Source organism: Paraburkholderia sp. BGA-UO-ETr-F21 (assembly GCF_059567925.1).
In genome coordinates, this window is record NZ_JCAQOY010000039.1 from 284,145 (window position 1) to 301,823 (window position 17,679).

Consider the following 17,679-nt stretch of genomic DNA (forward strand, 5'->3'; position numbering starts at 1 on the left):
GATGAGCACTGTGCGCGACAGATCTAGCGACGCTCCCACTTACGCCTTCTACGGCGACGACTTCACCGGCGCGACCGACACGCTGGCTCATCTCGCGCGCGCTGGTTTGCGCACCATGCTGTTCTTCGCGCCGCCGGATGCCGCGCGCCTTTCGACGCTCGGCCGGCTCGATGCGATTGGCGTGGCGGGCGCCGCTCGGAGCATGGCACCCGCTGCACAGCGGCAGGAGCTCGAGCAAGTCGGCGCCGCTTTTGCGGAACTCGGCGTGCGGGTGATGCACTACAAAGTGTGTTCGACGTTCGATAGCGCGCCGGAGACCGGCAGCATCGGCGTGGCGCTGCGCACGTTGCGCGCGTATTGTGCGAACGAACTCGTCGCGGTGATCGGCGGTCAGCCGAATTTGCGCCGCTATTGCGTGTTCGGCGAATTATTCGCGGCAGCCGGTGCGAACGATAGCGCGCAGACCGTCTATCGCATCGACCGTCATCCGACTATGAGCCGCCACCCTGTCACGCCGATGAACGAAGCGGACTTGCGCGTGCATCTTCAGCGTCAGGGTGTGGACAATGCGCAATTGATCGACTGGCGCTGCTATGCCGGCGGCGACGCCGGGCTCGAAGCGCAAGTCCAGCGCCGGCTCGATTCGAAACCCGACGCGTTGCTGTTCGACGTGCTCGACGATTCGCATCTGCAAGCGCTAGGCCGGCTCATCGCGCGTCATGCCGCGAGATCGGCGCCTTTGCTCGCGATCGGCGCGAGCAGCGTCGCGCAGGCGTACGCGTTAGCGCGTGAGACCGGCGCCGAACTTGCCGCGGCGCAAACCCGAAGCGCGCCCCTGTTGACCCGTGCGCGCGGACCCGTTTTCGTACTGGCGGGCAGTCTGTCGCCGTTGACCGAGGTGCAGATCCGAGCGGCGCAATCCTATCTGCGCGTGGAACTGGACCCCTTGCAAATGACGGGCGACGCGGCGAGCGACTATCTGGCCGGCCGGTTGGCGGCGATCACCGGCCCGTTGCGCGACGGACGCAACGTACTTGCGTTCACAAGGCGCCAACCGTCGGGCGAAGGCGGCGCGCTGCCGGCACTCGCGCACGCGTGTGCTTCACTGTTGCAACAGGTGCTCGGTGCCGTGCGCTTGCACCGCATCGGCATTGCGGGCGGCGACACGTCGAGTCTTGCCGTGCGCGCGCTCGGCGCATGGGGACTGTCGTATATCGCGCCGTTATCGGCGGGCGTCACCGTGTGCCGTCTTCACGCCGATCGCGCGGAACTCGATGGCATGGAGATCATGCTCAAGGGCGGGCAGATGGGCGATACGGATCTCTTCGAACAACTGCTCACGGGCAACGGCTAACCGTTGTCCCCGAAGCCCGGATACAGCGTCATGCCGCCGTCGACGAACAACGTCGTGGCGATCACGTAGTCGCTTTCATCCGAGGCGAGCCAGATTGCGGCCCTGCCGATATCCTCCGTTGCGCTCGGCCGCCTCGGCATGCGAGTGATAGTTCACGACGACGGCCGCGCCTGCGTCCGCAAGCGCTTTGGCGACACCGTAGCCTATGCCGGAACTGGCGCGTGTGACGAGAGCAACCTGATTCGCGAGTCATTTTTCCATCGTGTCCCCCCGGCGTGACAAGTTGGGATGTGAGCCGACCGTCGACAAGGAAAGGCCGCCGGATATCCATGCAGCGAACTGCAGAGATATCCGGCGGCCTTCGACCCAACTTCAAAGAATATGACTGTTGCGTCGCTACGGCATCAACGGCTAGATGACGCCGACGACCAGCAGCACGATCACCACGATCACCACGAGACCGATACCGCCGGTAGGACCGTAGCCCCACGAACGGCTATGCGGCCACGACGGGAGCGCACCGATCAAGAGAAGAATCAGCACGACTAGAAGAATAGTTCCCAACATATGAATGACCTCCGCCTGGTTGATAAGATCTGCCTTCACGACAGCCACACAGGGCCCGCATTGCGAGCGTTCCTGCGTACTGCAGTTTCGATGTCATGGTTCAGCAAACCGCATGCCCAGGGCGAAAGTCGAGCAGGAAATTCTTTGTCGCGTCACTGCGCGGGGTTGCGGGCGGTTCCGATACGCGATGCAACGAGATCCGCCACGAACGCGATAGCGAGTGCTATTGCTCCGCAAGTGAAGATCAACGCGTAATCGTTATGCGTGTGCGAGAAAAGGTACGAGTAGCCGTATCCGCCCAGCGCCTGGAAGAGCGCAAAGGCTGTCGTCGCGCGGCTCCACGCGGCGCGCTGTTCGGTGTGATCGTGCGGCACGAGTTCGTGAATGCGTCCGAGCACGAGCGGCACGACGCCCGGTGTGAAAATGCCCAGAATCACGGTCGATACAGCCAGCGCCACTGCGCTGCCTGAGAAGGCGAGCAGTGCGACCGCCGCGGCTTGCAGAAGCAGTCCGACGCGGTACGCCTTGCCGAAGCCGATGCGATCGGCAACGTTGCCGCAGATCACCGGACCGACGATCGCAGCGAGCCCATACAGCACCCAGTAGTCCGCGCCGATGGCAGCGCCACGCCCCAAGCCGCGAGCGACGTAGTCGACGAGCAGCACCATCGCCGGTACGAGGCCGAGGGCGTTCGCCGCGTATTGCGCGTACAGCACGCGCAGCGTCAAGCCGTGCGGGCGCGCCGTGTGATGTGCGCCGGGCGGCACGACTGCGGCGGGCGGGTTCGTGGAGGGCCAGCCGAACCAGCTCACGGCGGTCAGCACCAACGCCACGATGCCGAGGCCGATCCACGCAGACTGCAAGCCGAAGTGAAGCAATTTCGGAATCAACGTGCCGGATGCCGCGATGCCCAGGCCCAGCCCGAGAAAGATCATGCCGCTCACGAAGCCACGGCGCGGAGCCGGAATATGCGGAAGAATCGAGGTCGCCACCAGCACCATGATCGCGCCACCGGAAATGCCCGACAACAAACGCCACGCAAAGAACCAGCTCACCGAAAGCGGATACGCGCAGGCGAAGAAGGCGGCGGTCACCACGACCATCAGCAGGCGCAACGCGGTGCGGTTCGAGAGCGCCGATGCAAGCGGCCGGCCGATCAACGCGCCGACCAGATAACCGGCGAAGTTCGCCGCGCCGAGCGTAACCGCTTGCGACGAGCTGAACCAGTGCGCCTGGATCAGCGAGGGAATCAACGGCGTGTAAGCGAAGCGGGCGAGGCCGATGGCGACGAGACTGCCGCACAGTCCGGCGAGCGTTGCAAAGAGCGCGCGGGCGTCGAGTGAGACCGGACTGGCGGACGTTATCGGTGCAGCGGACATGACGGTTCCTTTACCGGTGCGCGCGCTGATGGCGGCGCTGCCGGATGGCGGTGATGAAATCGAATTGGAGGGTTGCGCCTTGTCAGGCGCCCGGCTCAAACGTTGTTGTCTTGCGCCGGTAGGGCAGGCAGACCGAGCAGCAGCAAAGCCGGTGCTATCGCGCCGATCAGCAGCGCCGGTTGCGGATCGACCCGCGCGAGGACGCGAACGCCGATCAGCGTGGCCAGCAGGTGCGTCGCGGCGTCGTCGGCGGAAACAACGGCGGTGATCTCGCCGTTCTCGCTCGCCGCGACCATGCGGCGGTAGAAAAACGCCCGGACTTCTGCGAATTCCGTGGCGACGATTTGACGGAATGCTTCGTCGTCCGATGCGGTTTCGATCGCCGTATTGACCAGCATGCAGCCGCGTTTTCCTGGGTCGGAGAACGTTCGCTCCAGGATCTCATGGAAGAACAGAGTGACGCCCTGAGCCGGCGACACGCTGCGCTCCAGCCGATTAATGCGCTCGCGCAACGTGTGCTCGAGATAATGCTCGAGCGCACGCAGATACAGCGTGCGCTTGTCGCCGAATGCGTTATAGAGGCTCGGCTGCGTCAGGCCGGTCGATTTGACCAGGTCACGCGTGGTGGTCGCCTCGTAGCCCTTTGTCCAGAAAGCCGCGCTCGCCGCTTCCAGCACTTCGTGTTCGTCGAATTCACGAGGTCTTGCCATGATGAATGTCCTTCCTGCGTCGCTGACGACTATTCTGTATCGGTCGATATAGAAACGGATTATATATCGACCGATACAGAATGCAAGAAGAAGATGGGGCGGCGTCTTCAGAGCACGCTGCGGTGCGGTGGAAGGGCGTCTGCGGCTGATTGGCCGTCCTGCGTGAGGTCGCTTTCCGAATAGCTGATGCGCACGGGGGGCACGAACCACGCGAGGCACAGCCCGATCAGCGCGGCGCCGCCAGCCACCAGAATGCCGATATGAATCGATTGCACCAGTGCTTCGCGGGCGGATCTCATCATGGCGTCGCCCGCGTGCCCGGCGCTCACCAGACGATTGATCAACGCGGCCTGTTCCGCGCGATCCACCAGCAGTTCAGGACTGGCGAAGGATTTGAACCACTGCGTCGCCTGATAGGTGTCGAGCGAGCGATGCACGCCGCGCGAATAGAGATGGCCGAGCAACGCGCCGGTCATCACGGTGCCGAGCATGCCGCCGAATGTCCTGAGCGATTGAAGCAGCGCGGTGGCCGCGCCGACATGATCCCGCGCGACGATCTGCTGCGAACAAATCGTCAGGCTGGTGGCGACCAGGCCGAGGCCGATTCCGCTGATACCCATACACGACATCCACACCAGATGCGGCTCCGTGCCTCGCAAGACGACCACGCTGAGACAGGCAAGCGCGGATAGCGCAAAACCGACATACATGATGCCGTTCGCGCGATGGATCCGTGTGACGATACGATTGTTGACCACGCTGCCCACCGTCGTGCCGAGCAGCAGCGGCGTAATCAGCATGCCCGAGTCATGCGCGGACATCGCGTAGCCGCCCTGAAACAGCAGCGGCACGTAAAACACTAGCGAAAACAGCGCGAAGCCGCCGAGCACCGACATGGCGAAGAGCGCGGAGAGCTTGCGGTCCATGAGCATGTCCACCGGCACAATCGGATAGCCGACGCGCCGCTCCCATAACCACAGAATCAGTCCGCAAGTCGCGCTCACGATGATCAGCACGACGGTCGTGGCGTCGAGACCGCGCCTCGGAAGCAGCTCGATCAGCAGTTGCACTGCGCCGAACGTGAGCGCGAGCAAGAACGCGCCGAGCCAGTCGAGCCGCACTGGGCCCTTGCGCCGCAGATGGAGAAGCGGCGGCAGAAAGCGCTGCACGAACAGCAGCGACACGAGTCCGACCGGAACGTTGACGAAGAACACCAGCCGCCAGCCGCCATATTGCGTCAACATGCCCCCGAGGGTCGGCCCGATCATGTTGGCGATGCCGAACGCGGACGTGACGAACACCAGCCAGCGCAACCGCAGTTTTGGATTGGGGAACAGATCGGCGACAGTGGCGAACACCGTGCCGATCAGAATGCCGCCGCCGATCCCTTGCAGGCCGCGTGAAATTACCAATACCAACATGCTGTTGGCGAGTCCGCACAAGACGGAAGCACCGGTGAACAACAGGATCGCGGCGAGTAGAAACCGCTTGCGGCCGAACAGATCGCCCAGTCGCCCGAAGATGGGAATCGTGATGACGGAAGCCAGCATGTACGACGTCGCGACCCACGCGTACAGGTCGAAGCCCTTCAATTCGGCGACGATGCGCGGCAGGGCGGTGCCGACAATGGTCTGGTCCAGCGCCACCAGCATCGCGACGAAGGCGATGCCGAGCATCGCCAGCAGCGATTCGCGGAACGGCAGCAGTTGCCCGCTCGGAAGCGGCGCGGCGAGCCCGGCGCTCATGATGTGTTTACTTGTTGCGGGCGGCCAGATGTCTACCGAGGGCGGCGCCCAGGTCTTCGTCGGTCATGGCCGGGAAGATGCTCATGGTGAGCAGGTCGCCCCATTCGAGCGCCAGCGCCGAGATGCCGCGCGTGTCGTCCGCTTCGACGACCGCAAAGCCGTGCAATCCGCCGATAGCGTGCCAACGCCCCAGCAGTTTGATACCGTCCGGCGCCTGGCCGCCGGTCTTCATGAAGCGTTCGATAACGGAACCCTCGGCAGTAGGTTGACCGGTCCATTGGACGATGAATTTCATGGGCGTCTCCAATTCGAATTGGCGATGCCGGCTCGTGGCGCGCTGCCATCGTCGCTGAAGGTCTGCGACGCGTCTTGGATGCGGCGCGACCGCTTTAGCGCCAGCAAGCTGTCCGGATAGTGCGTGCTATTGGCGGACGGCGAAAAAAACCACGTGGCGTCCTAAGCATCATAGGTGAGCGCACGGCCGGCGGCGTCGCCGCGTGCGGACATTCACCAGGCTAAATGAACAAGCCCGTTCCGCGACGAAGAAACGAAGCGGGATGTTTGCGGGCGCGGGCATCTCGGGCGTCGTCGGGCAGCAACTTGGCGGTGCGTCGCCCGAAAAGAAATCGAGCGGCTGGCCGGTGTGAATTGCCGGCTGCCGCCCGGGTGTCTTGTGAAGTGTGCTGAGGTCTCCTCGCACTATCAGTATAGGAAATCTATCCACGGCTCGCCGGATGGTGAGACTGTGCCGGCAGTAGTGAGGCCCCCCGGCCCTCGCTACTGCGAGCCGTCAGACGTTGGCGTAGTTGGCGCCCCAGAGCGAGGGGCTCACGTTCAGGTGCAGCGGCACGAAGCCCGCGCCGATCACGCCGACGTTGTTGAGTGCGGCAACGTTGACGTATTGCATCTGGTTGAGGTTCTGGTTGACCGAGACGTTGACGTTGGCAATGCCGCCAAGGCCGGCGACCGAGGGCAGGCCGGGCACGCTGCTGCCGGTGCCGCCGGCCACCGCCGACATGGCGCGGCGGTCGAGCTCGCGGGTGCCGGACAGATCGCGAATCATGAGGGATGACATGGTGCTTCTCCAAAGGTACGCGCAGGACGCGGGTAGTCGGCGGGCGGTGAAGCGCGCCGGAGAGCCGGGCGCCTCGCCGCGTCACGTCTTACACGTGGATGTTGTTGCTCGTGGTGACGTACGGGTTGACCGTCGAGTGGATGCCGGAGGCGAACGCGACGTTGTTGCCGTTGGCGTTCTGCAGGTTCAGTTCGTTGTTGATCAGCTGCGTGGCATCGACCTTCTTGCTGTTGTTCGGGGCAAAGACGGGGCTGAAGTTGAAGTACGACGACGAGGGATAGTAGCCGGTGCCACCGCGCACGGCGCTCATGGCCTTGCTGTCGAGTTGTTCGGTGATGGAGAGGTCTTTGATGGTCAGCGTGTTCATGGTGAATCTCCTGAAGGGAAAGGGCATTGGCCTGGGAAAGGTTGCGAGCAACTTGTCTGCTCGAGTGTCACTAATGCACGGGCTGTGCCAGTTTTATTCAAGGTTCCTAAGAAAGTTGACGGAGGCTTGCTGCGTAAGGCTTTCGCGTGGTGGTGCGAGGTTGGAAGTGGCGCATCGCGGCATGTGGGAGATGAGCGGCTGACGGTGTGCGCCCGACAGACCCCGTCGTGCTGTTGGATCTCTCACGACACCGGGCGCCGAGAACCCCGCTGCATCGGCGCGCGCGTGTGCCGACTTCGGGAATGCGAAGTCGCTGGAAACTGTCGAGCGGGAGTTGGAGGCGGCGCGCGCGAAATTCGCGGCAAGGGGGCTCGGCTGTCGCGCTGTCGTCAGCGCTGATCGCCTGAACGCGATCGGCCGGTAGGCGGGGGCATTGACCAGATCAAACGGACAGGCCCCCTGCGCAACGTGGTCGCGCAGGGGGCCTGTTTCCAATTGCGGACATCTCGCGCGTCCTACAGGTAGGTGCCGCTAATGCGTCCTTCGAAGATAGCGGTGTTGATTCCAAAGTCGTCGACGTGAGCTTGCGAGCCGCCGTCGACAGTGACGACAACGGAACGACCGCCGCGAACAGCTTTCATCTGTTCGGCGGTCAGCGTCAATTCGTCATGGGCGAGATCCGCGGAACGCGGAAGGTCTTTAATGATGAGGGCGGATTTCATGGCATTGCTCCTGAAGTTGGATGGGAGAGCACGGTGCGGTGCTCAGTCCATCATCTGCAAGGGCTATGCCAAATTGCGCGCGTTGAGCGAGGAAACCGTATGCGAGGCGTCAACGCAATGCCTGCAGGGGCGAGACGGCATGCGCCTATTCGACATGACGTCCGGGGACGGTGAAATGGCCAGGAAGTGTTCGGCAAGGCCCGACCAACCGCGTGCGGGCTGTCGGGCAGCAGCGCTCCATCTCCAGCACAAGAAAACGGCACGCGTGTGTGACGCGTGCCGCTTGCGTGAATATCGCGCTGAGAGTTCGCGCGGTTTAAGGTTTGCGCTGCATGGCCGCGCGTGCGATCGTCTGGTGCGCCGCGGGGAATCCGGGCGGATACTCGACGACGCGTGCGGAAGCCGGCACCAGCGGCGCGGCCACATTCAGCCGCGCGCCAATACGAGCGCCGCCAACAATGGCGGCCATTGCCTGACGATCGAGTTCGACGCTATCGGTGAGGTCCTTGATGATGAGTCTCGCCATGGTGGCTCCAGGAAAGAAGTCGAGCGGCTGGCCGGTGTGAATTGCCGGCTGCCGCCCGGGTGTCTTGTGAAGTGTGCTGAGGTCTCCTCGCACTATCAGTATAGGAAATCTATCCACGGCTCGCCGGATGGTGAGACTGTGCCGGCAGTAGTGAGGCCCCCCGGCCCTCGCTACTGCGAGCCGTCAGACGTTGGCGTAGTTGGCGCCCCAGAGCGAGGGGCTCACGTTCAGGTGCAGCGGCACGAAGCCCGCGCCGATCACGCCGACGTTGTTGAGTGCGGCAACGTTGACGTATTGCATCTGGTTGAGGTTCTGGTTGACCGAGACGTTGACGTTGGCAATGCCGCCAAGGCCGGCGACCGAGGGCAGGCCGGGCACGCTGCTGCCGGTGCCGCCGGCCACCGCCGACATGGCGCGGCGGTCGAGCTCGCGGGTGCCGGACAGATCGCGAATCATGAGGGATGACATGGTGCTTCTCCAAAGGTGCGCGCAGGACGCGGGTAGTCGGCGGGCGGTGAAGCGCGCCGGAGAGCCGGGCGCCTCGCCGCGTCACGTCTTACACGTGGATGTTGTTGCTCGTGGTGACGTACGGGTTGACCGTCGAGTGGATGCCGGAGGCGAACGCGACGTTGTTGCCGTTGGCGTTCTGCAGGTTCAGTTCGTTGTTGATCAGCTGCGTGGCATCGACCTTCTTGCTGTTGTTCGGGGCAAAGACGGGGCTGAAGTTGAAGTACGACGACGAGGGATAGTAGCCGGTGCCACCGCGCACGGCGCTCATGGCCTTGCTGTCGAGTTGTTCGGTGATGGAGAGGTCTTTGATGGTCAGCGTGTTCATGGTGAATCTCCTGAAGGGAAAGGGCATTGGCCTGGGAAAGGTTGCGAGCAACTTGTCTGCTCGAGTGTCACTAATGCACGGGCTGTGCCAGTTTTATTCAAGGTTCCTAAGAAAGTTGACGGAGGCTTGCTGCGTAAGGCTTTCGCGTGGTGGTGCGAGGTTGGTAGTGGCGCATCGCGGCATGTGGGAGATGAGCGGCTGACGGTGTGCGCCCGACAGACCCCATCGTGCTGTTGGATTTCCCGCGACACCGGTTCAGCGCGCAGGCAGCGGGCCAATCCTGGTTTGCGAAAGCACGGACCTGGAGCTAGTATCGAAGCGGCACATGTAACTGGTTACGACAGGTTTTCTATCGGCCTGAGAGGCTGGGATCGCATGCGATCCGGCCCAACGGCAGCGGCGGTGCTTCGCACAAATGGCTAGCCTTGCGCGTGTGATTCACGACTTTCAGAACGGCGAGCTGTCCCGTGACGAGTTCGTGGCTCAACTCGACAGCACGTTGACGACCGAGGGACTCGGTCCCACGCAGCTGCTGGACATGCTTGGCGCGGCCCAGCGCAAAGCACCGTTGCCCGACGATCTCTATGTGGAAGTGCGGCGGCGCATCGAACAGTTGCGCGTTTCGAACGTGGCTGCGGGCGGCGACGAAACGGGCATCCAGACCACAGTCGAAATTCCATCGGTGCGCTCGGCGAGCGCGGGTAGCGCCGGTAGCGCCGGCAACGCATCCCACGCAGCCGGTAACGGCAACGGCGGCGCGACGGGAAAGGACCAGATCAAAGGTACCGGCGACACGCTGAATAACCGCTTCGTGCTCGAGGAATGCCTGGGCGTCGGCGGTATGGGCACGGTGTACAAGGCGCTCGACCTGCGCAAGCTCGAGGCCTCGGATCGCAAACCGTACCTCGCGATCAAGGTGCTCAACGTCCAGTTCCGCGGCAACCCCAATTCGCTTGTCGCGTTACAGCGCGAGGCGCGCAAGGCGCAGGTGCTCGCGCATCGCAACATCATCACGGTGTACGACTTCGACCGCGACGGGCCGATCGTCTATCTGACCATGGAGTACCTGTCCGGCAAGCCGCTCAGCCAGTTGCTGCGCACGCCGGGCTACCAGGGCATGCCGGTGCGCGCCGCGCTGCCGATCGTGCGCGGCATGAGTAGCGCGCTCGCTTACGCGCACGAACGCGGCTTCGTGCATTGCGACTTCAAGCCCGCCAACGTATTTCTCACGACGAATGCCGAAGTGAAAGTGATCGACTTCGGCATCGCTCGCGTGTTTCAGCGTCCGGAAGAAGAGAGCGATGCCACCGTTTTCGATCCAGGCAGTCTCGGCGCATTGACGCCCGCGTATGCCAGCCCGGAGATGATCGAGCACCGCGAGCCGGATCCGCGCGACGATATCTACGCGCTCGGCTGCATCACCTATGAGCTGCTGACCGGCCACCACCCGTTCGACCGGTTGTCGGCGACACAAGCCCGCAATGCCGATTTCAAACCGCAGCGGCCGGCCAATCTCGACTCGAGACAATGGCGCGCACTGCGCTCGGCGCTGTCGTTCGATCGCAATACGCGCATGCCGAGCGTGGAGCGCTTCATCGCGGAGTTCGACAACGAGGCGCGCGCGGAGAAGTCGGGTACGTTGGCGAAGGTGGGACTCGCGAGTTTCGCGGTGGTGTGCGCGGCGGCGGTCGGGGTGTTCGCATTCCGCTCGGCGCCGAACCGGCAGAACGGGGCGCAGACGCAGGCGGGCGCGTCGCAGGCTTTGGCGGAGCAGACGGCTTCGTCGTCTGCGGGTGAGACGGTCTCTGGGCCGGTTGCCGCGGCAGCGCCGCCTCCGCCGGCCAATGTCGTCGCGGCGGCGCCTGCCACGGCACCCCCGGCAAGTCCGGTCGCGGCCGTGCCCGCCACGCCACCCACGCCCGCGCCGAAGCCGGCTCTCACGCTCGCCGCCATCACACCCGCGTTGACGCAAGTGCCCTGTTCCGCACTTTCCGCCTCAGTACAGGACCATTCGCTGACGGTGCGCGGTTATGTCTCGCAACGCTACGGCACCGCGCATCTGAAGGACACGCTGGCGGCGTTGCCGGGTGTCGATACGCTGACGCTGGCCGTCGAGCCGCTCGCCGACGACAAGTGCGACACCATCAAGGCGCTCGCGCCCTACTGGGTCGGCAACATGCAGGCCGGGCACGTTGCGGCCTTGCATGTGAGGCCGTCAGGCGGACAGTTGAGCGATGGCGACCCGCTCGTTGTCGACGTCACCACACCGGGCTACGACTCGTATGTGAACCTCGACTACTACCAGCTCGACGGCAGCGTCGTGCACATGGTGCCGAGCCCGCGCGCAAAGGACAATCAGGCGCCGCCGCACTACGCCGCCACCATCGGCAGCGCGGGGGACTGGATCATTTCAAAGCCGTTCGGATCGGAGATGGTCGTGCTGCTGATTACGCCGGCGCCGCTATTCGACAAGCCGCGTCCGGAAAGCGAAGCACGCGCCGATTATCTGCGCGCACTCGACGCGCGACTCGCACAGATCGGCGGCAAATACGGCCGTGATCACATCGTCGCCGATTTCGCGCCGATTACGACGAAGCCACGCTCGCCCTAAGTCCGCACCTTGGATGCGGCTTGCTTGACGGTGGCGAGCCGGGCGCGGGCCCGACAACTCACACCAGTCACTTGAGATCCTTGACGACCCGAAAGCCATCCTGCGACTGGCGCACGCCCGAGCTGTACTTGAAGCGTGTCGCGCTGAGCATATAGCCGCCGCCCTCGCGCCACGAACCGCCGCGAATTACGCGCATGTCGCAGCCGGGGCTGTCCCATGCGTGGCCGTCGGCAGGCGCGCCCTGGTAGGAGTTGTGCCAGCAGTCGGCGGTCCATTCCCACACGCTGCCGTTCATGTCGTACAGACCAAGCGGATTCGGTGCGAACGAGCCGGCGGACTCAGGTCCTTCCTTGTGCCACGGGTCGCCGCAGTCCTTGCAGTTGGCGTTACCTTTGCGCATCTGGTCGCCCCACCAGTAGGCAGTCGTCGTGCCGCCGCGATCCGCATATTCCCATTCCGCTTCGGTGGGCAAACGGTATGGTTTGCCGGTGCTCTTGCTCAACCATTTCACGTACTGCTGTGCGTCGTCCCAACTGAGATCGCGCGCCGGGGCAGCTTTGTTGGTATTGCTTTCGGGTGTGAGTTTCTGACAGCCGTTGGCGGCGACGCACGCGTTCCACTGCTCCACGGTCACCTCGTACTTGCCGATTGCGAACGGCGCACCAATGCTCACGTGATGTACCGGCTTTTCGGACGGATCGTCGGTGCTGTTGCCCATCGAGAATGAACCTGCAGGCACGGTAATCATGATCGGACAGGTGGCGCAATCGCGGCTTTCGCCGGCGACCGGCGTATGCGTGACGGGCTTTTGCGTTACCGCCGCCGCAGGTGGCGCGGCCGGCGGGGCGGCGCTTGCGGTGGGCTTCGGTGCCGGCGCACTGGGCGGCGGCGTTGGCCGTGCCGCTTGCGGCGCCGGTGCCACGGAAGGCGCGGCAGGTGTGGCTGCGGAGGGCGCACTCGACGCCCCCGCTGCGCGCAAACGCTCGATGCGCGCGTGAGCGAGCGTGGCGAAGCGGCCGCTTGGATAGGCCTTCAGATACGCCTCGTAGTCGCCCGGGTAATTACTGTCCTTGATCGAATTCCAGAACGTGATTTCGTATTGTTCGCTGCTGTCTTTCGGCAAGATGCCTCTGCTGCGCAGCGTGATCACGGGATTGTCCAGAGCGGCGGACGCAGCATCGGACACGAGCAACGACCGAGGCAGCGAGGAGGCCAGCCACGGCGTTTGCTCGCCACCCGTTACGTCGCGAACCTGCGCCGCGATGCGCTGGAACAGATTCGCCAGGGGCTGCGACGGAGCGCTGTCGAGCGCGTGCAGCCATGCATTCGTGTAGACGCCATGACGCACGCCGTCCGCCGCGAAACCGCCAGGCGCGGTCGCGTAGGCCACTACCGTGCTGTCCGGAAGCGCGGACGTATTGCCCGCCACGTCCGCCGAGAACGGGTTGTTCAGACACGTATCGAGGATCACGAGATTGAGCTGGCCGTCACGCGGCGCGCGCATTGCCTGCAATACGGCGTTGAGATCGACGCCCTCTCCGACGACCGCAGCCGGCAAGCGAGAATCGAGTCCCGCGGGGATGAGCAGTGTTTGCGGGCCGATTCGCATGCCGTGTCCCGCGAAATAAAAGAGGCCGACGCCGCCTGCCCGCAGGCGCTCATGGAATTCGCCGATGGCTTCCCGCATTTGCTGCGGCGTCGCGTTCGTGCGCATGATCACGTCGAAGCCGAGTGTTTTCAGCGCGTCACGCATGGCTTCGGCATCGCGCGGAGCGTTCTCACGCAGTGCATCCAATTGCGTGTCAGTGCGATCCACAAGTTCGGTGTGATCGGCGTGATCGGCACCGTACGCGCCGTTACCAATCACTAGCGCAATACGTGGAGAAGACTGCTTGCCTGATTGTGGCGTGAACGGAGTGAGCGGCAATGTCGCCATGTTCGCCGCACTCGCGCCCCGCTCGACGCCATCAGGTTGCGGCGCCGCATAAGCATCGCCCCAATGCGCCTGCATTGCCCCGGCCATGCACACCAGCATGAATATTCGCCACATCTTCACATCCTGTTTGTTCCGGACAGAACATAGGCAATCGAGGACCGCGCCACTCGCAGCAGTTGCTGGAGTCAAAGGCGCGAAGCATCGACGCCGCTATCGACCATCCATCTGCAACCTCTTAATAACGATAGCACGCGCTTTGCGCGCCACAACAGTCGGCGTGCCCCGAATGCGTTATACGGTTAACGAGTGTGGCGTATCTTTTTGGCAAGTTACGTCCTAAGCTAATTCACAAAGTAAGGCGGCACGGTCGTTTTATCCAAGGGCGGCCGTCCAACCACGCATGCGCCCGTGGCGTGCAGCCGAAACGTTCGGCATGCGTCGTGCAGTCGGGTCGCCATGACCATTCGTCGGGAGAGTGCGCTATGCGAAGAACCGTTACCCCCGTTGTTACCGACGTGCGTCATGGAGCGAATGCGCATTGCGAGGCGCGGCGCAAGGCGCTGCGCGCGACGCTTGTCCTCGTGTTCGGCAACATGGTGCCCGGCGCGTTTGCGCTGGCCGAGTCAACCACTTCGCCGCCGGGCGCGGAGGAGTACATCATCTGGCCACCGGATGGCGCGGTGATTCACGGCGGCAAGTTGTGGGTGCGCATGGGCTTGCGGAACATGGGCGTGTGCCCGAAGGGCGTCGTGTTCCCGAACACCGGCCATCACCATCTGCTGATCGACACCGACCTGCCGCCGCTCGATCAGGAAATCCCATCGGATCGCAATCACCTGCACTTCGGCGCGGGTGAGACGGACGCGCGGATCGAGTTGCCGCCGGGCAAGCACACACTGCAACTCATTCTCGGCGATCACAACCACGTGCCGCATGTGCCGCCCGTGTATTCGAAGAAGATCACCATCACCGTGCTAAAAGACTAGCGCGATCCGTTCGTTCAAAGCGGATCCGTCAGGACGGAGAGACCTCCATGTACAAGATCATCGCGGCCGCGGCGCTCGTCATGTCGGCGGCATTGGCTTCGCCAAATGTCGTCATTGCGGGTACGACGCCCGCACCGGCGGGTGCCCATGCATATATCGGCTATCCCAACGACGGGCAGGTCGTACCGGCCAACAAGCCATTCAAGGTGTGGTTCGGCCTGCGGTATATGGGCGTGGCGCCCAAAGGCGTCAAGTATCCGAATACCGGCCACCATCATCTGCTGATCGACACCGACCTGCCGCCGATGGATCAGGAAATTCCGTCGGATCGCAATCATCTGCATTTCGGTGCGGGCGAAACGGAGACCACGATTCAGCTCCCGCCAGGCAAGCACACGTTGCAGTTGCTGATGGGCGACGACATGCATATTCCGCACAATCCGCCTGTGTATTCGAAGAAGATCACCGTCATCGCGCGGTGACGCAATCCGCGGCGTGACGCTCCGGCAGTCGGATGTTACGCCGCAACCAACAGCTTCGCGCGTTCTGTTGGCCGCGATCCACCATGCTCCGCGCACCGCTTCTCCGCTTCTCTCGCGATCCGTCTTCCGATCCGCCCCGCAACCTTTTATCCACGGCGCTCCGGCAAATTTCTTAGGAGAAAAAAGGAAGACTGGCACAGCCCATGCATTAGTGACACTCGAGCAGACAAGATGCTCGAACCCAACCGCAAACTGTGCAGTATTCCCTTCCAGGAGATTGACCATGAACACGCTGACCATCAAAGACCTGTCCATCACCGAACAACTCGACAGCAAGGCCATGAGCGCCGTGCGCGGTGGCATGGGCTACTATCCTTCGTCGTCGTACTTCAACTTCATGCCGATGTACGCGCCGAACAACAGCAAGACGGTCAATGCCACCCAACTGATCAACACGCAACTGGACATTCAGAACGCCAACGGCAACAACGCAGCGTTCGTCTCCGGCATCACGACCACGATCGATCCGCACGTGAGCGCAAGCAACAACATCAACGTGCACTAAATGGCGCAGGCCGCCGCGGAGGCCAGACGGCCTCCGCGGGCTCTTACCGCCCGCTCCTCAAAAAGATTTCGCAGCCAATCGTTCTTTCCACGCGCCCCCCGCGTCACCGCACGAATCCCGCACCGATCTTCTTGCATCGCTCCGATGGTGAAGCCGCGCAGGAGATGCTTTACTTAAAGGGTGCGTTCTCCTCGTGCATTGAAATGGGCGTTATCGGAGACCATCGTGTCAGCGTCGCTTTCATCAACTCGTCAGCGCTTCTACCGCGGGATATCGTTGCTGCGCTGCGTTAGCGCGGCAACGGCTTGCGCGCTCTCGCTGGTGGCCTGCGTCGATGTGAGCATGCCCGACTACAAGCGTCCCGACACGCCCGCCAAAACGTCCTGGTCGGATCAGAAGGGCTCGCCGGTGTCGGCGGCCGCGACCATCGAGCCCGACTGGTGGAAGGGTTTCCACGATCCCTATCTCGACACGTTGATCGCGAAGGCAATTGCCGGTAACTTCGACATCAAGGTACTGGCAGCGCGTATCAACGTGGCTGGCACGCAGATAGGCGAAGCCAAAGCGGGCGCCTTGCCGACCATGGATTTAGGCGCCGGCGCCGATTTCGAAAAAACCACGCACCAGACCTTTTCCAAGCAGTACAACCTCGCGACGCAGGTGAACTGGGACATCGATATCTGGGGCAAAGTCGAAAAAGGCGTGCAGGCGCAAAAGGCGGAATTCCACGCCAGCGAGGCTGACTGGCGCGCTGGGTATCTCGAACTGGTGTCGAACGTGTCCAGCACGTACTTCCAGATTCTGCAATTCGACGACCAGATCGAGCAGCAGCAGAAAACGCTCGAAACGAACCGGCAGATCCTCACGATTTACGACGGCCAGCGGCGTAACGGCCTCGTGCCGCAAACCCAGGTGTTGCGCCAGCAGGCGGAGATCAACCGCCTGACCAATCAGTTGCTCGAGCTGCGCCGCTCGCGCGCGCTTGCCAACAACGCGCTCTGCACGTTGCTCGGCGTGCCGGCTGGCGAGTTTCAGATGCCCAAGGGGCATTTGCAGCAGCGCGTGCAACTGCCGCCCGTACCAGACGGCCTGCCCGCACAATTGCTCGCGCGGCGTCCCGACGTGGTCGCCGCTGAGTTCAGAGTGCTGGAAGCCTACGACCTCGTCGGCCAGGCCAAGCTCGCGCAACTGCCGACCATCAGCCTGACGGCGCACGGCGGCACCGCTAGTTTTGCGCTGACCGACCTGCTTAAATCCTTCACGTACGGATTCATGCCCAGCATCAACATTCCGCTGCTCGATCCGGGCGTGCGGGCACATGTGAAAGTCACGCAGGCCCAATCGACGGTTGCCGAACAGCAGTATCGCGTGGCGGTGATGGCCGCCTTCGAGGAAGTGGAAAACGCGCTGGTCAATGTGAATTCGCACAAGGAACAGCGCGCGGAGTTGCAGCAGGAAGTGTCGCGGCTGCAAATCGTGGCGGACCAGATCCAGTCGCAGTTGCGCCTCGGCCTCGTGTCCCAGCTGGAGGTTTTCGAAACCGAACGAACTCTGCTGGGGGCGCAGCAGGAGCTGCTCGCCAACCATCAGCAGATTCTGTCCGACACGGTATTGCTTTATAAGGCGCTGGGCGGAGGTTGGCCGAGCGTCGACGTGCAGGCAGAAGTAAAGGAGCACTGAGCTAATCCGCAGTGTGGCGCGCAGCAGGGGGTATTTCGGCTGTAACTGACGCACTCATTGCCTTCATAACCGACGATCGGAAAATTGACACGCGCCATGTGTGACTTACAATCTTTAAGGGGCCGCCTAATGCTCGGCT

General features: G+C 63.1%; 19 protein-coding genes and 2 pseudogenes. 6 read left to right on the top strand and 15 right to left on the bottom strand.

The genetic code is table 11. The features are described from left to right. Nucleotide 1: 1 nt before the first annotated feature. Nucleotides 2-1,354 carry a four-carbon acid sugar kinase family protein gene (locus AC57B1_RS30790; RefSeq protein WP_496419590.1) on the top strand — a complete coding sequence of 451 codons (1,353 nt, stop codon included), beginning with the start codon at nt 2-4 and terminating at the stop codon, nt 1,352-1,354. Here AC57B1_RS30790 and AC57B1_RS30795 read toward each other — a convergent pair. The 13 genes and pseudogenes from AC57B1_RS30795 to AC57B1_RS30855 all read right to left on the bottom strand — a co-directional run. After that, nucleotides 1,351-1,485: pseudogene (locus tag AC57B1_RS30795) on the bottom strand (SDR family oxidoreductase); the annotation flags it as partial. The gene AC57B1_RS30790 and the pseudogene AC57B1_RS30795 sit on opposite strands and share 4 nt — an antisense overlap. Further along, on the bottom strand, nt 1,430-1,561 hold the full coding sequence (locus AC57B1_RS30800) for a hypothetical protein (protein ID WP_408342711.1): 132 nt from the start codon (nt 1,559-1,561) through the stop codon (nt 1,430-1,432). The pseudogene AC57B1_RS30795 and the gene AC57B1_RS30800, both read right to left, overlap by 56 nt. A gap of 204 nt (nt 1,562-1,765) precedes the next feature. Beyond that, on the bottom strand, nt 1,766-1,921 hold the full coding sequence (locus tag AC57B1_RS30805) for a DUF3309 family protein (protein WP_091809080.1): 156 nt from the start codon (nt 1,919-1,921) through the stop codon (nt 1,766-1,768). Between the two features lie 152 nt (nt 1,922-2,073). Then, nucleotides 2,074-3,300, bottom strand: coding sequence for a YbfB/YjiJ family MFS transporter (locus tag AC57B1_RS30810; RefSeq protein WP_496419591.1), 1,227 nt, complete (start codon nt 3,298-3,300; stop codon nt 2,074-2,076). 95 nt (nt 3,301-3,395) lie between these two features. Further along, on the bottom strand, nt 3,396-4,010 hold the full coding sequence (locus tag AC57B1_RS30815; RefSeq protein ID WP_496419592.1) for a TetR/AcrR family transcriptional regulator: 615 nt from the start codon (nt 4,008-4,010) through the stop codon (nt 3,396-3,398). Between the two features lie 107 nt (nt 4,011-4,117). After that, nucleotides 4,118-5,755 (bottom strand): MFS transporter, encoded by a 1,638-nt coding sequence (locus tag AC57B1_RS30820; protein WP_496419593.1) that lies wholly within the window; start codon nt 5,753-5,755, stop codon nt 4,118-4,120. 7 nt (nt 5,756-5,762) lie between these two features. Further along, nucleotides 5,763-6,050 (bottom strand): DUF3303 domain-containing protein, encoded by a 288-nt coding sequence (locus AC57B1_RS30825; protein ID WP_091806161.1) that lies wholly within the window; start codon nt 6,048-6,050, stop codon nt 5,763-5,765. 495 nt (nt 6,051-6,545) lie between these two features. Further along, nucleotides 6,546-6,830 (bottom strand): hypothetical protein, encoded by a 285-nt coding sequence (locus AC57B1_RS30830; RefSeq protein ID WP_496419594.1) that lies wholly within the window; start codon nt 6,828-6,830, stop codon nt 6,546-6,548. An 88-nt stretch (nt 6,831-6,918) separates the two neighbouring features. Further along, on the bottom strand, nt 6,919-7,197 hold the full coding sequence (locus tag AC57B1_RS30835) for a hypothetical protein (RefSeq protein WP_091806167.1): 279 nt from the start codon (nt 7,195-7,197) through the stop codon (nt 6,919-6,921). A gap of 515 nt (nt 7,198-7,712) precedes the next feature. After that, a complete protein-coding gene (locus AC57B1_RS30840; RefSeq protein WP_091806173.1) occupies nt 7,713-7,919 on the bottom strand; it encodes a hypothetical protein in 207 nt (68 codons plus the stop codon). Nucleotides 7,920-8,235: 316 nt separating this feature from the next. Further along, nucleotides 8,236-8,445 (bottom strand): hypothetical protein, encoded by a 210-nt coding sequence (locus tag AC57B1_RS30845; protein ID WP_091806176.1) that lies wholly within the window; start codon nt 8,443-8,445, stop codon nt 8,236-8,238. Between the two features lie 183 nt (nt 8,446-8,628). Beyond that, the gene (locus AC57B1_RS30850; protein ID WP_496419594.1) at nt 8,629-8,913 is read right to left on the bottom strand and encodes a hypothetical protein; all 285 of its coding nucleotides are present in this window, start codon (nt 8,911-8,913) and stop codon (nt 8,629-8,631) included. 88 nt (nt 8,914-9,001) lie between these two features. Beyond that, nucleotides 9,002-9,280: a hypothetical protein gene (locus AC57B1_RS30855; protein WP_091806167.1), complete on the bottom strand. Its 279-nt coding sequence runs from the start codon at nt 9,278-9,280 to the stop codon at nt 9,002-9,004. 415 nt (nt 9,281-9,695) lie between these two features. On the opposite strand from AC57B1_RS30855, the gene AC57B1_RS30860 reads away from it, so the two are divergent. Then, nucleotides 9,696-11,891 carry a serine/threonine protein kinase gene (locus AC57B1_RS30860; protein ID WP_496419595.1) on the top strand — a complete coding sequence of 732 codons (2,196 nt, stop codon included), beginning with the start codon at nt 9,696-9,698 and terminating at the stop codon, nt 11,889-11,891. Between the two features lie 67 nt (nt 11,892-11,958). Here AC57B1_RS30860 and AC57B1_RS30865 read toward each other — a convergent pair whose 3' ends face one another. After that, nucleotides 11,959-13,077: a formylglycine-generating enzyme family protein gene (locus tag AC57B1_RS30865; protein ID WP_496419781.1), complete on the bottom strand. Its 1,119-nt coding sequence runs from the start codon at nt 13,075-13,077 to the stop codon at nt 11,959-11,961. 18 nt (nt 13,078-13,095) lie between these two features. Continuing rightward, a pseudogene (locus tag AC57B1_RS30870) lies at nt 13,096-13,941 on the bottom strand (caspase family protein); the annotation flags it as partial. Nucleotides 13,942-14,309: 368 nt separating this feature from the next. Between AC57B1_RS30870 and AC57B1_RS30875 the strand changes: the two are divergent. From AC57B1_RS30875 to AC57B1_RS30890, 4 genes are all read left to right on the top strand, one after another. Further along, on the top strand, nt 14,310-14,813 hold the full coding sequence (locus AC57B1_RS30875; RefSeq protein WP_408341879.1) for a DUF4399 domain-containing protein: 504 nt from the start codon (nt 14,310-14,312) through the stop codon (nt 14,811-14,813). Nucleotides 14,814-14,860: 47 nt separating this feature from the next. After that, nucleotides 14,861-15,295: a DUF4399 domain-containing protein gene (locus AC57B1_RS30880; protein ID WP_091806192.1), complete on the top strand. Its 435-nt coding sequence runs from the start codon at nt 14,861-14,863 to the stop codon at nt 15,293-15,295. A gap of 283 nt (nt 15,296-15,578) precedes the next feature. Then, nucleotides 15,579-15,860 (top strand): hypothetical protein, encoded by a 282-nt coding sequence (locus AC57B1_RS30885; RefSeq protein ID WP_091806195.1) that lies wholly within the window; start codon nt 15,579-15,581, stop codon nt 15,858-15,860. A gap of 225 nt (nt 15,861-16,085) precedes the next feature. Further along, on the top strand, nt 16,086-17,540 hold the full coding sequence (locus tag AC57B1_RS30890; protein WP_408341883.1) for an efflux transporter outer membrane subunit: 1,455 nt from the start codon (nt 16,086-16,088) through the stop codon (nt 17,538-17,540). Nucleotides 17,541-17,679: the final 139 nt, after the last annotated feature.

Excerpts from the sequence above, each read along its gene's own strand:
- AC57B1_RS30820 (WP_496419593.1), bottom strand. The coding sequence starts at position 5,755 with ATGAGCGCCGGGCTCGCCGCGCCGCTTCCGAGCGGGCAACTGCTGCCG.
- AC57B1_RS30855 (WP_091806167.1), bottom strand. The coding sequence starts at position 9,280 with ATGAACACGCTGACCATCAAAGACCTCTCCATCACCGAACAACTCGAC.
- AC57B1_RS30835 (WP_091806167.1), bottom strand. The coding sequence starts at position 7,197 with ATGAACACGCTGACCATCAAAGACCTCTCCATCACCGAACAACTCGAC.
- AC57B1_RS30805 (WP_091809080.1), bottom strand. The coding sequence starts at position 1,921 with ATGTTGGGAACTATTCTTCTAGTCGTGCTGATTCTTCTCTTGATCGGT.
- AC57B1_RS30880 (WP_091806192.1), top strand. The coding sequence starts at position 14,861 with ATGTACAAGATCATCGCGGCCGCGGCGCTCGTCATGTCGGCGGCATTG.
- AC57B1_RS30815 (WP_496419592.1), bottom strand. The coding sequence starts at position 4,010 with ATGGCAAGACCTCGTGAATTCGACGAACACGAAGTGCTGGAAGCGGCG.
- AC57B1_RS30840 (WP_091806173.1), bottom strand. The coding sequence starts at position 7,919 with ATGAAATCCGCCCTCATCATTAAAGACCTTCCGCGTTCCGCGGATCTC.
- AC57B1_RS30875 (WP_408341879.1), top strand. The coding sequence starts at position 14,310 with ATGCGAAGAACCGTTACCCCCGTTGTTACCGACGTGCGTCATGGAGCG.
- AC57B1_RS30860 (WP_496419595.1), top strand. The coding sequence starts at position 9,696 with ATGGCTAGCCTTGCGCGTGTGATTCACGACTTTCAGAACGGCGAGCTG.
- AC57B1_RS30845 (WP_091806176.1), bottom strand. The coding sequence starts at position 8,445 with ATGGCGAGACTCATCATCAAGGACCTCACCGATAGCGTCGAACTCGAT.
- AC57B1_RS30830 (WP_496419594.1), bottom strand. The coding sequence starts at position 6,830 with ATGTCATCCCTCATGATTCGCGATCTGTCCGGCACCCGCGAGCTCGAC.
- AC57B1_RS30825 (WP_091806161.1), bottom strand. The coding sequence starts at position 6,050 with ATGAAATTCATCGTCCAATGGACCGGTCAACCTACTGCCGAGGGTTCC.
- AC57B1_RS30790 (WP_496419590.1), top strand. The coding sequence starts at position 2 with ATGAGCACTGTGCGCGACAGATCTAGCGACGCTCCCACTTACGCCTTC.
- AC57B1_RS30810 (WP_496419591.1), bottom strand. The coding sequence starts at position 3,300 with ATGTCCGCTGCACCGATAACGTCCGCCAGTCCGGTCTCACTCGACGCC.
- AC57B1_RS30885 (WP_091806195.1), top strand. The coding sequence starts at position 15,579 with ATGAACACGCTGACCATCAAAGACCTGTCCATCACCGAACAACTCGAC.
- AC57B1_RS30850 (WP_496419594.1), bottom strand. The coding sequence starts at position 8,913 with ATGTCATCCCTCATGATTCGCGATCTGTCCGGCACCCGCGAGCTCGAC.